Source organism: Nesterenkonia halotolerans, from assembly GCF_014874065.1.
In the GTDB taxonomy this organism is placed as follows: Bacteria; Actinomycetota; Actinomycetes; order Actinomycetales; family Micrococcaceae; genus Nesterenkonia; species Nesterenkonia halotolerans.
Window position 1 is genome coordinate 49878 of record NZ_JADBEE010000002.1, and the last position, 14399, is coordinate 64276.

General features: G+C 66.3%; 12 protein-coding genes and 1 tRNA gene. 5 read left to right on the top strand and 8 right to left on the bottom strand.

What is annotated here, in order from left to right; all coding sequences use genetic code 11:
* Positions 1-4: 4 nt before the first annotated feature.
* Entirely contained in the window at positions 5-1111 is a 1107-nt protein-coding gene (locus H4W26_RS10380) for an alkene reductase (RefSeq protein WP_192592169.1), read from the bottom strand.
* A 609-nt stretch (positions 1112-1720) separates the two neighbouring features.
* Positions 1721-1793, bottom strand: a tRNA-Arg gene (locus H4W26_RS10385).
* Positions 1794-1968: 175 nt separating this feature from the next.
* Between H4W26_RS10385 and H4W26_RS10390 the strand changes: the two genes are divergently transcribed.
* Entirely contained in the window at positions 1969-2586 is a 618-nt protein-coding gene (locus tag H4W26_RS10390) for a TetR/AcrR family transcriptional regulator (RefSeq protein WP_192592170.1), read from the top strand.
* The gene (locus tag H4W26_RS10395; protein ID WP_192592171.1) at positions 2583-3776 is read left to right on the top strand and encodes an SGNH/GDSL hydrolase family protein; all 1194 of its coding nucleotides are present in this window, start codon (positions 2583-2585) and stop codon (positions 3774-3776) included. The genes H4W26_RS10390 and H4W26_RS10395 overlap by 4 nt, the downstream gene beginning before the upstream one ends.
* On the opposite strand, the gene H4W26_RS10400 is transcribed toward H4W26_RS10395, so the two are convergent.
* Complete coding sequence (locus tag H4W26_RS10400; RefSeq protein ID WP_192592172.1) at positions 3732-4451, bottom strand: hypothetical protein; 720 nt, start codon at positions 4449-4451, stop codon at positions 3732-3734. The genes H4W26_RS10395 and H4W26_RS10400 overlap by 45 nt on opposite strands.
* 99 nt (positions 4452-4550) lie before the next feature.
* On the opposite strand from H4W26_RS10400, the gene H4W26_RS10405 reads away from it, so the two are divergent.
* From H4W26_RS10405 to sucD, 3 genes are all read left to right on the top strand, one after another.
* Positions 4551-7094 (top strand): ATP-dependent helicase, encoded by a 2544-nt coding sequence (locus H4W26_RS10405; RefSeq protein ID WP_192592173.1) that lies wholly within the window; start codon positions 4551-4553, stop codon positions 7092-7094.
* 73 nt (positions 7095-7167) lie between these two features.
* The gene (gene sucC / locus H4W26_RS10410; RefSeq protein WP_192592174.1) at positions 7168-8346 is read left to right on the top strand and encodes an ADP-forming succinate--CoA ligase subunit beta; all 1179 of its coding nucleotides are present in this window, start codon (positions 7168-7170) and stop codon (positions 8344-8346) included.
* Positions 8347-8361: 15 nt separating this feature from the next.
* Entirely contained in the window at positions 8362-9276 is a 915-nt protein-coding gene (sucD, locus tag H4W26_RS10415; protein WP_192592175.1) for a succinate--CoA ligase subunit alpha, read from the top strand.
* 87 nt (positions 9277-9363) lie between these two features.
* Here sucD and H4W26_RS10420 read toward each other — a convergent pair whose 3' ends face one another.
* From H4W26_RS10420 to H4W26_RS10440, 5 genes are all read right to left on the bottom strand, one after another.
* Positions 9364-9816 carry a pyridoxamine 5'-phosphate oxidase family protein gene (locus H4W26_RS10420; RefSeq protein WP_192592176.1) on the bottom strand — a complete coding sequence of 151 codons (453 nt, stop codon included), beginning with the start codon at positions 9814-9816 and terminating at the stop codon, positions 9364-9366.
* Between the two features lie 207 nt (positions 9817-10023).
* Entirely contained in the window at positions 10024-11298 is a 1275-nt protein-coding gene (locus H4W26_RS10425; protein ID WP_192592177.1) for an ABC transporter substrate-binding protein, read from the bottom strand.
* A 33-nt stretch (positions 11299-11331) separates the two neighbouring features.
* On the bottom strand, positions 11332-12087 hold the full coding sequence (locus H4W26_RS10430; RefSeq protein WP_192592178.1) for a cupin domain-containing protein: 756 nt from the start codon (positions 12085-12087) through the stop codon (positions 11332-11334).
* Entirely contained in the window at positions 12084-13004 is a 921-nt protein-coding gene (locus tag H4W26_RS10435) for a DUF6807 domain-containing protein (protein ID WP_318779858.1), read from the bottom strand. The genes H4W26_RS10430 and H4W26_RS10435 overlap by 4 nt, the downstream gene beginning before the upstream one ends.
* A 34-nt stretch (positions 13005-13038) precedes the next feature.
* The gene (locus H4W26_RS10440) at positions 13039-14217 is read right to left on the bottom strand and encodes a Gfo/Idh/MocA family protein (RefSeq protein WP_192592180.1); all 1179 of its coding nucleotides are present in this window, start codon (positions 14215-14217) and stop codon (positions 13039-13041) included.
* Positions 14218-14399 lie beyond the last annotated feature (182 nt).

Here is a 14399-nt window from a genome sequence, read left to right on the forward strand (position 1 = left end):
GCGGTCAGTTCCGCAGCGCGGGGTAGTCCGTGTAGCCACGTTCGCCACCGACATAGAAGGTCGACGGGTCGGCTTCGTTCTCCTCCAGGCCCATCTCCCAGCGGTGGGCGAGGTCCGGGTTGGCGATGACCGAGCGGCCCACCCCCACGGCCTCAGCCAGGTCTTCGGCGACGAGGCGCACGGCCTCCTCGCGCGTGGTCTGGACCCCGAAGCCGCTGTTCGCGATCAGAGGCGCACCGGAGACGCGGCGGATCATCTGCACGATCTCGCTCGCCGGATCAGCGTTGAGCACATCGATGTGGCTCAGTCCGAGCGGGGCGAAGCCCTCGGCCATCACCCGGTAGGTCGCCAGCGCGTCCTCGTGATCCTCTTCCAGCGCACCCTGGATGTTGTGCTGAGGAGAGAGTCGAATGCCGGTGCGGTCCGCGCCGATCGCGGCCGAGACCGACGCGGCGACCTCGACGGAGAGCCGCGCCCGGTTCTCGGGGGAGCCGCCGTACTGGTCGCTGCGCGTGTTGGACGCCGGTGCGGTGAACTCATGCAGCAGGTAGCCATTGGCGCCGTGGAGCTGCACGCCGTCGAACCCGGCCTCGATCGCATTCTTCGAAGCCTGGGTGAACGCCGTGATCGTCTCTGCGACCTCTTCGGTGCTCAGCGCGTGGGGCACCGGGTGGGCCGACTTCCCCTCCGGTGTGCGGATCTCGCCGGGTGCGGCCAGGGCGCTCGGTGCGACGACGCGGCCGGTGCCGGAGATCAGCTCATGACCGATGCGGCCACCGTGCATGATCTGCGCGATGATCTTTCCGCCTGCGGCATGCACCGAATCGGTGACTCGACGCCATCCGCTGACCTGATCCGCAGTCTCCAGGCCGGGCTGACCGATCCAGGTGCGTCCCTCCAGGACCGGGAAGGTGCCCTCGGTGACGATCAGTCCTAGCGAGGCGCGCTGGGTGTAGTACTCCACCATCATCTCGTTGGGGACCCCGTCCGCATCCGCACGGATGCGCGTCAAGGGAGCCATCACGAGCCGGTTGTCCAGCTCGATGGCGCCGAGTGAGAGGGGAGAGAAGAGCTTGTCCTGCACCTGGCCGGCCTGGGTGGAAGAAGTCATGGAGGAGTTCCTTTCGTGCGTGGTGGCCCGTGAGACTCATCGAGCCGTACTGAACAGGCCAACCGCCAGGCGCGGGCAGAGATTCCTGAGTCCGGGCAACGTCACACTGCCGAGTATCGTGAGCCCATGGACCCCGCCCCGGACCCTCAGTCCCCGCCCACGGTGGCCATGCCCCCGTTGGACAGCATCCTGATCCTCCAGAAGGCCCTGGATGGGCAGGGGATCGACAACGTCGTCGGAGGATCGGGGCTCCTGGCGAGTCTGGAACTCGTCGGTGAGGTGCACGACTGGGACCTCGTCGTCGACGCGGAGCCGACAGTCGTCGAGCAGCTGCTCGAGGAGCTGGAGCTGCCGCACCGTCGCAAGCCACGCTCAGGAATTTTTCACACCGACGCCGCGATCGAGGTGGACGCAGGAGATCACAGCATCGACGTGCTCGTCGGCTTCGCCCTGGACTCCACCGAGGGAGTGATCCGCATCCCCGCAAGGGCCGGAGACCGTTGGAGGGGGCTGCGGATGGCTCGCGCGGAGGACTGGGTGCAGGCGTACCGGCTGCTCGGACGCGAGGCGCAGACGCGACTGCTGGCGGATCACCTCGCGGGACGAAGGTCCCCCCGGCAGGATTCGAACCTGCGACACCCGCTTTAGGAGAGCGGTGCTCTATCCCCTGAGCTACGGAGGGCTGCGGCGGAGAGCGCCGCGAGCGCTGCCCGTTCCGGGACAGCACCGGATCATCCTACCTGCGAGACCGACTGCTGTGGCGCGACCGGCCCCCGGACGCACTGGCACGCTCGTCCTTAGTGCTGTAGCTTAAAAACTAATAGGCATAGTTTTTTGGGATCCAGAAGGAGGGAAAGATGGCCCGGGCAGGCATCACCAGGGCGCGGCTGGCCGCCGTCGGTGCTGAGCTCGCTGACGAGCTGGGGTTCGAGCGCGTCACGCTCGCCGAGGTGGCCCGACGCTGCGGCGTCCAAACCCCGAGCCTGTATTCCCATGTCAGCGGCACCGGTGAACTTCGAGAACAGGTGACGCTGCTGGCACTGGAAGAGATGGCCGACCGGGCAGCGGAGGCGGTGGCTGGATTGGCCGGCAAGGCGGCGCTCACGGGTCTTGCGAACTCCTACCGGGACTACGCCTGGCAGCATCCTGGACGCTTCACCGCCTCGGCTGCTGCCGCAGGACTGGATGCGGAGACTGCCGCCGGCAGCGCCGGTCCGCGACATGCCCGGTTCACCGAGGCCGTGCTGCGCGGCTACACCGTGGACCCCGAGTCACATGTCCACGCGGTGCGCATGCTCGGCAGCACTGTGCGCGGCTTCATCACGCTGGAGATGAGTGGGAGCTTCGATCACAGCTCGCCGCCGGCCGCCGAGAGCTGGGCACAGATCATCCACGGCCTCGACACACTGTTCCGCAGCTGGTCCACCGCCCCTGACGAAGAACCCCCGCCACCACGAGCTGAGGATCCCCGATGACCCACGACCTGTTGACCCCCGTCCCGCTGTCTCCGGCACTCTTGCGCGGAGCCCTCGAGCTGGAGGACACCGAGCACGGCATCCTGCCTCACCGGCTGCCCGGCTGGGCCCGCGCGCAGAACGCCGACCCCCAGCTGGCGATGGTGGAGGCCCAGTCCTCCGGGGTGCGCATTGCGCTGCGCACCGAGGCGACCATTCTCGAGCTGGAGACCTGGCGCTCACGGACCGCCTATGCAGGCGTGCCGCCGCGCCCCGATGGGGTGATCGAGCTGGTCCACCATGGCGCGGTGATCGACCATTCGGTGACCTCCGGAGGGGTCACCACGACCATCGACATGCGGACCGGTGCCGTGGAGCGAGACGTGGATCGGACCCATGTCGCCCGCTTCGCCGAGCTTCCGGCCGGGGTGAAGGACCTCGAGATCTGGCTCCCGCACAACGAGACCACCGAGCTTGTCGAACTGCGCAGCAACGCCCCAGGGGAACCCGTCGCGTCTGCCCTCCCGGTGTGGATGCACCACGGCAGCTCCATCAGTCAGGGATCCAACGCCGCCCGCCCGACCGGGATCTGGCCGGCGGTGGCGGCGCGGCTGGCTGGAGTTCAGCTGGTGAACCTGGGCTTCGGCGGCAGCGCGCTGCTGGACCCCTTCGTGGCCCGAAGCATCCGTGACGCCCCCGCCGATGCCATCAGCCTTGAGCTCGGGATCAACCTGGTCAACGCCGACCTGATGCGGCTGCGCGCCTTCGGCCCGGCCGTGCACGGCTTCCTCGACACCATTCGAGAGGGACATCCCACGACCCCGCTGGTGGTGATCTCGCCGCTGAGCTGTCCCATCCACGAGCAGACCCCCGGGCCCGGGGCCTTCGACCACGAGGCGCTCAAGCATGGGGTCGTGCGCTTTCGCGCCACCGGAGACCCCGCCGAGACCGCGAGTGGAAAGCTCACGCTCGAGGTCATCCGCACGGAGCTCGAGCGGATCGTCGCGGAGCGAGCGGCAAGTGACTCGAACCTGCACCTGCTCGACGGGCGGGAGCTCTACTCAGCCGAGGATGCGGAGGAACACCCGCTCCCTGACGCGCTGCACCCGGATGCCGCGACCCACCAGATCATCGGTGAACGATTCGCGGCCGCAGCAGCACGGGCTCTAGGCCCGTTCCACGCCGCGGCTGATCAGGCTCATCACCACTGAGCCGATCACCACAGCGCCGATGATCATCAGCAGGGCCCAGCTGGTCACCGTGAACGCCGAGGAGACTGCGACCAGCGACTCCTCCAGCGGCTCCATGGTGAGGATCTGATCGATCAGGAAGTTCTCGGTGATGTCGACCACGGCGAAGATCGCCGCCCCGGCCAGCACCATCCAGCGGAACACCCCGCGGCGCATCACCAGACCGACGACCGCCCAGGCAGAGAGCACGAAGGACAGCGGGAACAGGATCCCGGCCGTGCGGTGCAGGAAGCTGAGCTGGCCGGTGCCGTCAGAGTCCATGACGTTGCGCAGCCGTTCGATGTCCTCCACGGAGTAGCCGAAGAGTCGGGCATCCGGCATGGAGAACCCGCCGGCGAAGTAGTTCATCTGCGGCAGAGCGTAGAGGTGCAGGTAGGCGAAGAGCAGGACCATCAGGCCGAGCAGCGAGTAGAGCAGCAGATGGGGGTTCGAGTCGGCGCCCTCAGCCGCGCGTCGATTCGCCTCGCTGAGATACCCGCCGCGGACCTCATCGCGGCGCTGTGGGGCCGTCGAGGTGTCCCGGCCTTCGCGGCGCGCCTGCCGAAAACCGCGCAGACCCCCGGGCTGGCTGGTGGGCTCGGCAGGCCGGGCCTGCCTCGCAGGGTTGCCCCGCACCTTCTTGCGCCGCTTGGACATGACCCTCCTGAATAAATCTGTGTGCTTCCAGTCTGGCAGAGGTTCGGACCCCTGGCGTCCCTGATCGGTGTCAGCTTCGCCCAGTAGACTGGGACCACCATGGATTTCCTCTTCACCCCGCCGAAAGCGACCCCTGCCGAGCAGCCCTCCAACCCTGGATCCGCGACCCCGGCCGACGCCGTCGCCGAGCTCAACCCGGAGCAGCAGGCAGCCGTGCTCCACTCAGGGTCGCCGCTGCTGATCGTGGCCGGAGCAGGCTCGGGCAAGACGCGAGTGCTCACCCGCCGGGTCGTGCACCTGCTGCGCAGCGGCGCCGCGCGCCCGCATGAGATCCTGGCGATCACCTTCACCAACAAGGCCGCACGGGAGATGAAGGACCGCATCGCAGAGATGATCGGGCCCTCAGCCGAGCGCATGTGGATCTCCACCTTCCATTCCTCCTGTGTGCGCATTCTTCGCGCGGAGGCGGCTCATCTGGGGCGGCGGACCACGTTCACCATCTATGACAGCGCCGACTCGCTGCGACTGATCACGACCATCGCCAAATCCCATGACCTGGACCCCAAGCGGTTCGCCCCGCGGGCGCTGAAGAACAAGATCTCGGCGCTGAAGAACGAGCTCATCGACGCCGAAGCCTTCCAGGCCACCGCCGCTCACGAGCCCTTCTCCGAGGCCGTCTCCACGGTGTATCGCGAGTACTCCGAGCGGCTGCGCGCCGCCAACGCCTATGACTTCGATGACCTCCTCGCCGAGACCGTCTACATGTTCGACGCCTTCCCGCGCATCCTGGACAGCTACCGACGTCGCTTCCGTCACGTGCTGGTCGATGAGTACCAGGACACCAACCACGCCCAGTACCGGCTCGTGCGCCAGCTCACCGGCCCCGCCGGTGACGGCGCCGGGGAGGCGGCGACGCCCGGAGCGGAGCTGACCGTCGTGGGTGACTCCGACCAGTCCATCTACGCCTTCCGCGGAGCCGACATCCGCAACATCGTGGAGTTCGCGCGTGACTACCCCGACGCCACCACGATCAAGCTCGAGCAGAACTATCGCTCCACGCAGACCATCCTCAATGCTGCGAATGCGGTGATCTCGCAGAACCCGAACCGCACCGAGAAGAAGCTCTGGACGGATCTGGGGGAGGGGTCCCCGATCGTGCTGCACGTGGCGCCCTCGGAGAACGACGAAGCCGAATGGATCTCCCGGACCATCGACTCGCTCGGTGACTCGCACGGCATCAAACCCTCCGACGTCGCCGTCTTCTACCGGACCAATGCGCAGTCGCGGTCCCTGGAGGAGCGGCTCATCAACCGCGGCATCCCGTACCGGGTGATCGGCGGGACCCGGTTCTACGACCGCAAAGAGATCAAGGACGCACTGGCCTACCTGCGGGTGGTCAACAACCCCGACGACGACGTCAACCTGCGCCGCATCCTCAACGAGCCCAAGCGTGGCATCGGAGAACGCGCCGAGGGTGCCGTGGCGACGCTGGCCACCCGGGAGCGGACCACATTCCTCGAGGCGCTGCGCCGCGCGGAGTCCGCGCCGAAGATCGCCACCCGCTCACTCAAGGCCATCGCCTCCTTCGTGCGGATGATCGACGACCTCATCCAGCTCAACCAGGACGGCAAGCCCTCGGTGGTGCTGGAGGCGGTCCTGGAGCAGTCCGGCATGCTCGAGGCGCTGCGGCAGTCCAAGGATCTCCAGGACGAGTCCCGGGCGGACAACCTCGGTGAGCTGGTCGCCGTGGTCAAGGAGTACGAGGCCGAGGCGGCCGCCGCGGACGCGGCACCCAGCAACCAGGACGATGCCTCCACGCTGGAAGGTGAATCAGCGCTCGCCGGAGCTGGTCCGCAGGAGGGTCCAGGTGCGCTGGCGAACTTCCTGGAACAGGTCTCCCTGGTAGCCGATGCCGACGCCATCCCCTCCGCCGGTGACGAGGAGTCCCAGCGCCTCGCCATGGAGCAGGGACAGGTGACGCTGATGACCCTGCACACCGCCAAGGGACTGGAGTTCCCGGTGGTGTTCCTCACCGGCATGGAACATGGCATCTTCCCGCACTCGCGCTCCATGTCTGACCCCGATGAACTCGCCGAGGAACGGCGCCTGGCCTACGTCGGGCTCACCCGTGCGCGCCAGCGGCTCTACCTCTCCCGCGCCGAGTCCCGGCACCTCTGGGGCCAGCACCAGTTCAATCCGCCCAGCCAATTCCTCGGAGAGATTCCGGAGGAGCTCATGGAGGTCGACGCCGCGTCGTCGAGCTCTCGAGGCCCGCGCTTCGGCTCGGCCGGATTCGGCGGCTCCATCCAGGGTGGGAGCGTCAGTGCCAGCTGGGGTGCCGGATCGAACGCCTACGGCTCCGGTGCCGCCCGGTCAGGGCCCACCGTCTACGGGGCCGCGGACAGTGAGAAGAGCTCCTCCTCTTTGCCCGGGGCGACCCGCGGGGCGGCGCCGTCGCAGGTGGACCCCGATCGCGAGATCCCGAGCCTGAGCCCCGGAGAGCGCGTGAGCCATAAGCGCTTCGGGGTGGGCGAGGTGCTCTCCGTCGAAGGAACCGGTGCCAAGACGGTCGCCAAGGTCAGCTTCGCCGGGTCTGAGAAGAGACTTCTCCTGCGATATGCTCCCCTTGAGAAGGTCAGCTGAGCGCTGCGCGTGAAGCGCGTGACGCCACCTGCCTTCGCCAGTAGAGACGACTTCGACGCAGAAGGACACCCACGTGGACCTGTATGAGTACCAGGCGCGCGATCTCTTCGAGGCACACGGCGTTCCCGTGCTGGCCGGAATCGTAGCGCAGACCCCGGAAGAAGCGAAGGCGGCCGCCGAGAAGATCGGTGGCACCGTCGTAGTCAAAGCTCAGGTCAAGGTCGGCGGCCGCGGCAAGGCCGGCGGCGTCAAGCTTGCCAAGAGCGCCGATGAAGCGCAGCAGCACGCTGCAGACATCTTGGGCATGGACATCAAGGGGCACACTGTGCACCGCGTGATGATCGCCCAGGGTGCAGACATCGCAGATGAGTACTACTTCTCGATCCTGCTGGACCGAGCCAACCGCAACTACCTCGCCATGTGCTCCAAAGAGGGCGGCGTGGAGATCGAGCAGCTCGCTGAAGAGCGGCCCGAGGCTCTGGCTCGCGTGGGCATCGACCCCAACACCGGCATCGACGCGGCCAAGGCCAAGGAGATCGCCGAGCAGGCAGGATTCCCGGAAGAGCAGCACGAGCAGCTCGCCAACGCCTTCGTGCAGCTGTGGACCGTCTTCTCCAAGGAGGACGCCACGCTGGTCGAGGTGAACCCGCTGGTGAAGACCGGCGACGGGCAGATCATCGCCCTCGACGGCAAGGTCACCATCGACGAGAACGCTGGCTTCCGCCAGCCCCAGCACGCGGAGCTCGTCGACGAGCAGACCGAGGACCCGCTGGAGGCGAAGGCCAAGGAGAATGACCTGAACTACGTCAAGCTTGACGGTCAGGTCGGCATCATCGGCAACGGCGCCGGTCTGGTCATGTCCACCCTGGACGTCGTCGCCTATGCAGGCGAGGCGCACGGCGGGGTCAAGCCCGCCAACTTCCTGGACATCGGCGGCGGCGCCTCGGCAGAGGTCATGGCCAACGGCCTTGACGTCATCCTCGGTGATGACCAGGTGAAGTCCGTCTTCGTCAACGTCTTCGGCGGCATCACCTCCTGTGACGCGGTGGCCAACGGCATCGTCAAGGCGCTCGAGATCCTCGGGGACTCCGCCACCAAGCCGCTCGTGGTGCGCCTCGACGGCAACAACGTGGAAGAGGGACGCCGCATCCTTGAGGCGGCGAACCACCCGCTGGTCACCACCGCTGACACCATGGACGCCGGCGCCGACAAGGCCGCCGAACTCGCGCACTCTGCGCAGACTGAGAAGTAAGGACCTGCTCACACAATGTCTATCTACCTGAACAAGGACTCCAAGGTCATCGTGCAGGGCATCACCGGCGGTGAGGGCACCAAGCACACCGCTCTGATGCTCAAAGCAGGCACCAACATCGTCGGCGGCGTCAACGCCCGCAAGGCCGGCACCACCGTGTCCCACAAGGACAAGGCAGGCGCCGACGTCGAGCTGCCCGTGTTCGAGTCCGTGGCCGAGGCCATGGAGAAGACCGGCGCCGACGTCTCGGTGGCCTTCGTGCCGCCGAAGTTCGCCAAGGATGCAGCAGTGGAGGCCATCGAGGCAGGCATCGGCCTGCTCGTGGTCATCACCGAGGGCATCCCGGTGCAGGACTCGGCTGAGTTCTTCAACCTCTCGCTGACCAAGACCGGCGCCGACGGCAAGCCTGTCACCCGGATCATCGGCCCCAACTGCCCCGGCATCATCACCCCGGGGCAGGCGCTGGCGGGCATCACCCCGTCCAACATCACCGAAGCCGGGCCCATCGGCCTGGTCTCGAAGTCAGGCACCCTGACCTACCAGATGATGTATGAGCTGCGCGACATCGGGTTCTCCACCTCCATCGGCATCGGCGGTGACCCGGTCATCGGCACGACGCACATCGATGCGCTCGAGGCCTTCGAGAACGATCCGGAGACCAAGGCCATCGTGATGATCGGTGAGATCGGCGGCGACGCCGAAGAGCGCGCGGCCGAGTACATCAAGGCCCACGTCACCAAGCCCGTGGTGGGCTACGTGGCAGGCTTCACCGCTCCCGAGGGCAAGACCATGGGCCACGCCGGCGCCATCGTCTCCGGCGGCTCGGGCACGGCCGAGGGCAAGAAGGAAGCACTCGAGGCAGCAGGCGTGAAGGTCGGCAAGACGCCGTCCGAGACCGCTGATCTGCTCCGCGAGATCTTCAAGGGCTGACGCCCCGAGACGCCACAGTCTCACAACACCGCAGTCCGGGGCCGTTCCTGATTCTCAGGGGCGGCCCCGTCCTCGTCTGGGCTCAGCTCAGCCGACCTCGGAGCCCTCGCCCAGTTCGCGCTCGGGATGCGGGCCGAAGATGAAGTGGCGCCCGCTGAGCTCCCCGGGGCTGATCCGCACGAAGAAGTCCTTCAGCGTGGGCACCCACGGCTTGAGACCGAGCTCCTCCGCCTGCTCCCGCTCTGCGGAGGTCTCCAGCCGAGCGGCGGTGCCACGCAGCACCACGGACCAGGCCTGATCGGCGAGGATGCCGTCGGCTTCGAAGACCACGCTCTCATTGACGGCCATCTCGGCGAGCTTCGATCCCGGTGCGGTGCGCAGCACGATCGAGTTCTGCTGGACCGCGCAGTTGACCGGGAAGATGTCCGCGCGACCGCCCACCACGGTGACCAGCCGTCCGTGCTGGGTGCCCTTCAGCAGGCTCCAGCACTGGTCCTCATCAAGCACCAGGACCGGATCATTGTCGGGATGTTCGAACATAGCCGTCACCGTCTTCCGCTGGGGGTGCACATCACCGTGCACCGCCGAGTCTACCGGTGTTCTACACGTTGTAGAAGAGTGGGTTCGTGGTGGAATTCTGCGCCCCACGACTGGATCCCCCTGCCTCGAGGCAGGAGGATCCAGTCGTGCGTGCCCATCTGCTGCACCGAGGCGGCCAGCGATCAATGGGGCGTCAGATTGTCCGGCTTACTCCAGGGCGCCGGCGATCTCGTCATGCATGCGCTGTGCTGCTTCCTCGGCGCTCACTCGACCGAACAGGAACTCCTCCTCGTAGCGCCAGATGATCTCCTGCACGGCGCCGAAGCCCTCGGGCGGGAGTGGCGGTGCCTCGGCGACCACTTCTTCGAGCCCTTCGTTGTATTCCAGAAGGTCGGTCTCGTCCTCGTCGAGATCACCTCGTATGGCTTCCCGGATCTCGGCATTGCCTGGAATGCCGCGCTCGAGCAGCTGCAGGCGTCCAGCGTCTTCATTGTTGACCAGGTAGTCGATGAACATCTGAGCCTCCTCCGGGTGCTCGGTGCCTTCGTAGACCGAGTAGAACATGGACGCCTTGTAGTACAACTGTGCGTCCTGAGCGTTCCCCGATTCGCTGGGCAGCTTCAGGGGCGTCAGCTCGACACCCTCGTTGCTGGAGAGCACCTTGATCTGGGTGTCCCACCAGACGTCCATGGCAGCGCCTTCGGTCGCGATCATGGTCTGCTCCAATGCGGCGGCACGGTCCTCATTGACCTGGGCCCCCGAGGGAAGAGCCCCAGAGTCCAGTGCTTCGCCGAGCATCTCGAAGTAGGGCACCACGTCTTCGGGTTCCCATGCCACTTCGCCGTCCTCGGTGACCATGTTCGTGCCGTTGTGCTGGCGCAGCCAGATTCCCACCCCTGCATCGTTGAAGGGTCTTGCCAGGCCGTAGGCCTCCGAGTTCTCCGAGACTTCTGCGGCGACCTGGGTCACGTCATCCCAGGTCCATGTATCGTCGTCCGGCATCTCGACGCCGGCGTCCTCGAAGACCGACTCATTGGTCATCATGGTGAGCGAGGTGCTGCCGATCGGCATCCCGTAGAGGGTCCCCTCAGAGCTGCCTGTGGCGAGCAGCTCGTCCGTGAAGGCGTCGGTGTTCACCTGGTCCAGCTCGTACAGCAGCCCGTTCTCGATGTATTCACGGATGTACGACAGATCCATCTGCATGATGTCCGGGGTGTCCCGTGCAGCAGACTGTGTGGCGAGGGAGTCCCAGTAGCCTTCCCAGGAGTCGAACTCAGGGCTGATGGTGATGTTCGGGTGTTCCTCCTCGAAGGCGTCGATGATCTCCTGGGTGTACGCGTGACGGGTATCGCCTCCCCACCAGGTGAAGCGAAGATTGATGTTCTCATCATCATCACCGCCGCCTCCGCCGCAGGCGGATATCGTCAGTGCAGCGAGGGACGCGACGGCGACGACTTTGGCGCCGCGTGCTGTTTTCTTCATGGTTTCTCCGATGTTCGTTGCTGTCAGGGGGATTCACTCGAAAGGGGCTTCGTGGCCTGTCCAGGTCTGAAGACGTCCGCACATGCCATAGAGACGGGGATCCGGGCGTGGTTCTGCGCGCACGACCTGGGCCTGGCTCAGGTGGGTCGCGTCGCCGTGGTCGAGCGCGTCGAGCTGGGCTCGAGTGCGTTCGGCTTCCGCGAGGACCGTGGCCTCCCAGATCTGCTTCCATTGCCCGACCTTGGGTCGGACCAGGTGTCCTGCTGCCGCGTAGAGCCGCTCCAGGGCCTGGGGGCCGTGTTTGGTCATGGCCTCGAGGAGCTCTTCATAGCCGGCGATCGCGAGGTCGCGGCGGGCTCGGGCGGCCTTCGCTCGAGCAGGCTCGTCTGCGTCGAGGGGCAGTGTGGCGGCGGCCTGGTATTTCTCCGGGTCGGCGAGGACCTCGGCCGGGAAGGTGAGCACGGCGTCGCCTGCCTCGGGCAGTCCGGCGTTGGACATCACCACCTGCATTTCGAGCTGATCATGGTTGATCAGCCGGTGGATGGTGCCGGGGGTGAACCACAGCAGCGACCCGGCAGCGAGTTCGTCTCGGGCTGGTCCTTCGGCACTGATGGTGTGGACTTCTCCGCGGCCCGCGGTGACGACGTAGGCCTCTGTGGAGACGGTGTGCAGGTGCGGGGAGCCGCCGTGGAGCCCGTCGGGGGTCTCCCAGTCATAGACGCACAGATGACTCAGGGAGGTCCCGCCGGGGAATCTCGGGAGGGCGCGTTGCACGGGTGAGTGTGTCATCGCAGCGCGAACTCCTCTCCCAGGGCGTCGAGTTCCGCCCGGCTGCATACCTTGGCGATGAACACGAAGCGATGATTCAGCCGCAGGCTGCCCTGGGCGGGGAGGTGGATCTCCTGGTCGAAGGCGGGGGACTGGCTGGCGACCGCGAAGATCCCGGTCCGGGTGAACCACTTCATCGGTGGCACCTCGGTGTCCTCGGAAGACGAGCTGCCAGCAAAAGCCAGGACTGTGCCGCCGCCGTCGAGGTCGTCGTGCTCGGAGGAGAAGGCCACCCAGTCGGCCTCCTTGCCCATCGTGTGGTCTTCACCTTCGTCGCCGGTGGAATTGACCACGGTGCACCCGGTCCAGGAGCGGGGGCCGCGCCAGAACCACCCTGTGTAGCCGGCGTTGGGGCGTCCGGCCGTGGTCGGGCTTCCCAGCGGGAGGGTCTGCTCGGAGACGTTGGTGAGTTCTGTGCTGAGGTCGATGGCCCAGATTCCTCGAGCGGTGTCGAGTGCGTGGACGCGTTGAACGCGGTGTTCGTCGATCCAGTGCTCGCCTCGGGAGGTGATCCATTCCAGGGTCTCGTCGAAGACGACGTCGGAGCCTCCAGCGGGTTCGGCGGCGAATCCGGTGTGTTTCATGGTGCCGAGGTTTCCGCGCATCTGATAGCCGTCTTCCACGGCGAAGGTTGGTCCGCCCCAGAAGTTCTGGTCGGCCACATGGGACCAGGTGAACTGCAGGCCGGTGTGCCAGCGGTGGTCCCAGGGGCGGCGGACTGCGGCGTCTGCGCCGTCGAGGAATCGCAGTGGGTAGAGGTAGGGCTTGGGGGCCTCGTCTGTGGGTGAATCGGGGTGGATGACATAGCGGAGGATTTCGGTGTCTCCGACAGTGACTGCGATCGCGTCCTGGGAGGTTTCCACATCGAAGTGGTTCACGGTGTGAGTGTCCTTTGGTGGTGGCGAGTGAGGGTCAGTGAGATGGCTTGGTGCTGCTGGGGGAAGCTTCGGCCAGGCGGCTGCTGCCGTAGATGAAGTTTGAATCGTGCATTCCGGTGTAGTAGATGCCTTCATTGGCCAGGTCCTCCCTGCGAATCGTCCGGCCCGTCTCTGCGGACTGGTAGAGCGCGGAGATGAACTCGAGGGTCCGTCGACCGTCGTGACCGGAGGCTCGGGGGCGAACCCCGGCGGTCATGGCGTCCAGGAGCTCGCTGAGTTGTTGCTTGTGGGACGACGGCACGTCCTCCGCGGGAAGCCAGGACTCCATGACCCGCCTCCGCTCGTCATCGCCCTGGGCACGATGCTCCGCGGGGGTCCAGGTCCAGGAGGAGTTGTCGTAGCCGTAGAGGTGCTCCAGCTCCACGGTGGCGTCTTGGAAGTCGAACCGCAGGTAGCTCGTCTCCCGGGGCGAGAGGACGCTGTTCACCACCGAAGCCAGAGCTCCGTTCTCGAACCGCACGATCGCGAAGGAGACGTCCTCGGTCTCCACATCCCGATCCAGAGCCTCAGCCTTCGCTGTGACCTCGGACCAGTCCCCCAGAATCTCCAGGAGCAGGTCCATCTGGTGAATGCCGTGGCCCATGGCGGGGCCGCCTCCTTCGGTGTCCCACCGTCCGCGCCACGGCACCTCGTAGTAGGAGTGGGGTCGGAACCAGAGCGTGTTGCACATGGCGACCAGCGGTCGGCCCAGGTCTCCGTCCTGCACCTGCTGCTTCAAGGTGGCGGCTCCGGAACCGAACCGATGCTGGACCACGAAGGAGGCGTACGGTCCACCGCTGGTCTCCTCCGCCTGGATCTCGTCGTACTCGGCCAGCGAGAGCACCGGGGGCTTTTCGCACCAGACCCAGGCGCCAGACCGGAGCCCCTTGATCACGGCGTCACGGTGGGCTGAAGGCGGGGTGCACACGATCAGCAGATCCGGTGTGGCGGAAGAGAGCAGCTCGTCCACCGAGTCATAGCGACCAGGGATGCCCCATTCTTCTGCGACCTGGCGGACACGGTGTGGATCGAGGTCGGTGATGCCCACCACCTCCACCCGTGATTCCAAGGACTTCAGCGTCGGCAGGTGGGCGACCGTAGCGATACCGCCGGCCCCGACGAGTCCGACACGGACGCGTTCAGGAGTGCTGGGAGCTGTTTCGTGAGTGGACATAAAGTTCCTGACTACGTGACGGGGAAGCTGACAGAGACCCCTGTGTGAACGATCACATTTTGACGTTCCCGAGCGTAGGGAGCGACGGAGTAGGCTGTCAATAGCAAAATGTAAGGAAGATCACTTTTCCGCTCTTGAGTGCCGAGTGTGCTGGGATGGGGCACGGTGCATTCGCAGGAACA

Coding starts and splice junctions, on each gene's coding strand:
- H4W26_RS10380 (WP_192592169.1), bottom strand. CDS start 1,111: ATGACTTCTTCCACCCAGGCCGGCCAGGTGCAGGACAAGCTCTTCTCT.
- H4W26_RS10390 (WP_192592170.1), top strand. CDS start 1,969: ATGGCCCGGGCAGGCATCACCAGGGCGCGGCTGGCCGCCGTCGGTGCT.
- H4W26_RS10395 (WP_192592171.1), top strand. CDS start 2,583: ATGACCCACGACCTGTTGACCCCCGTCCCGCTGTCTCCGGCACTCTTG.
- H4W26_RS10400 (WP_192592172.1), bottom strand. CDS start 4,451: ATGTCCAAGCGGCGCAAGAAGGTGCGGGGCAACCCTGCGAGGCAGGCC.
- H4W26_RS10405 (WP_192592173.1), top strand. CDS start 4,551: ATGGATTTCCTCTTCACCCCGCCGAAAGCGACCCCTGCCGAGCAGCCC.
- sucD (WP_192592175.1), top strand. CDS start 8,362: ATGTCTATCTACCTGAACAAGGACTCCAAGGTCATCGTGCAGGGCATC.
- H4W26_RS10420 (WP_192592176.1), bottom strand. CDS start 9,816: ATGTTCGAACATCCCGACAATGATCCGGTCCTGGTGCTTGATGAGGAC.
- H4W26_RS10425 (WP_192592177.1), bottom strand. CDS start 11,298: ATGAAGAAAACAGCACGCGGCGCCAAAGTCGTCGCCGTCGCGTCCCTC.
- H4W26_RS10430 (WP_192592178.1), bottom strand. CDS start 12,087: ATGACACACTCACCCGTGCAACGCGCCCTCCCGAGATTCCCCGGCGGG.
- H4W26_RS10440 (WP_192592180.1), bottom strand. CDS start 14,217: ATGTCCACTCACGAAACAGCTCCCAGCACTCCTGAACGCGTCCGTGTC.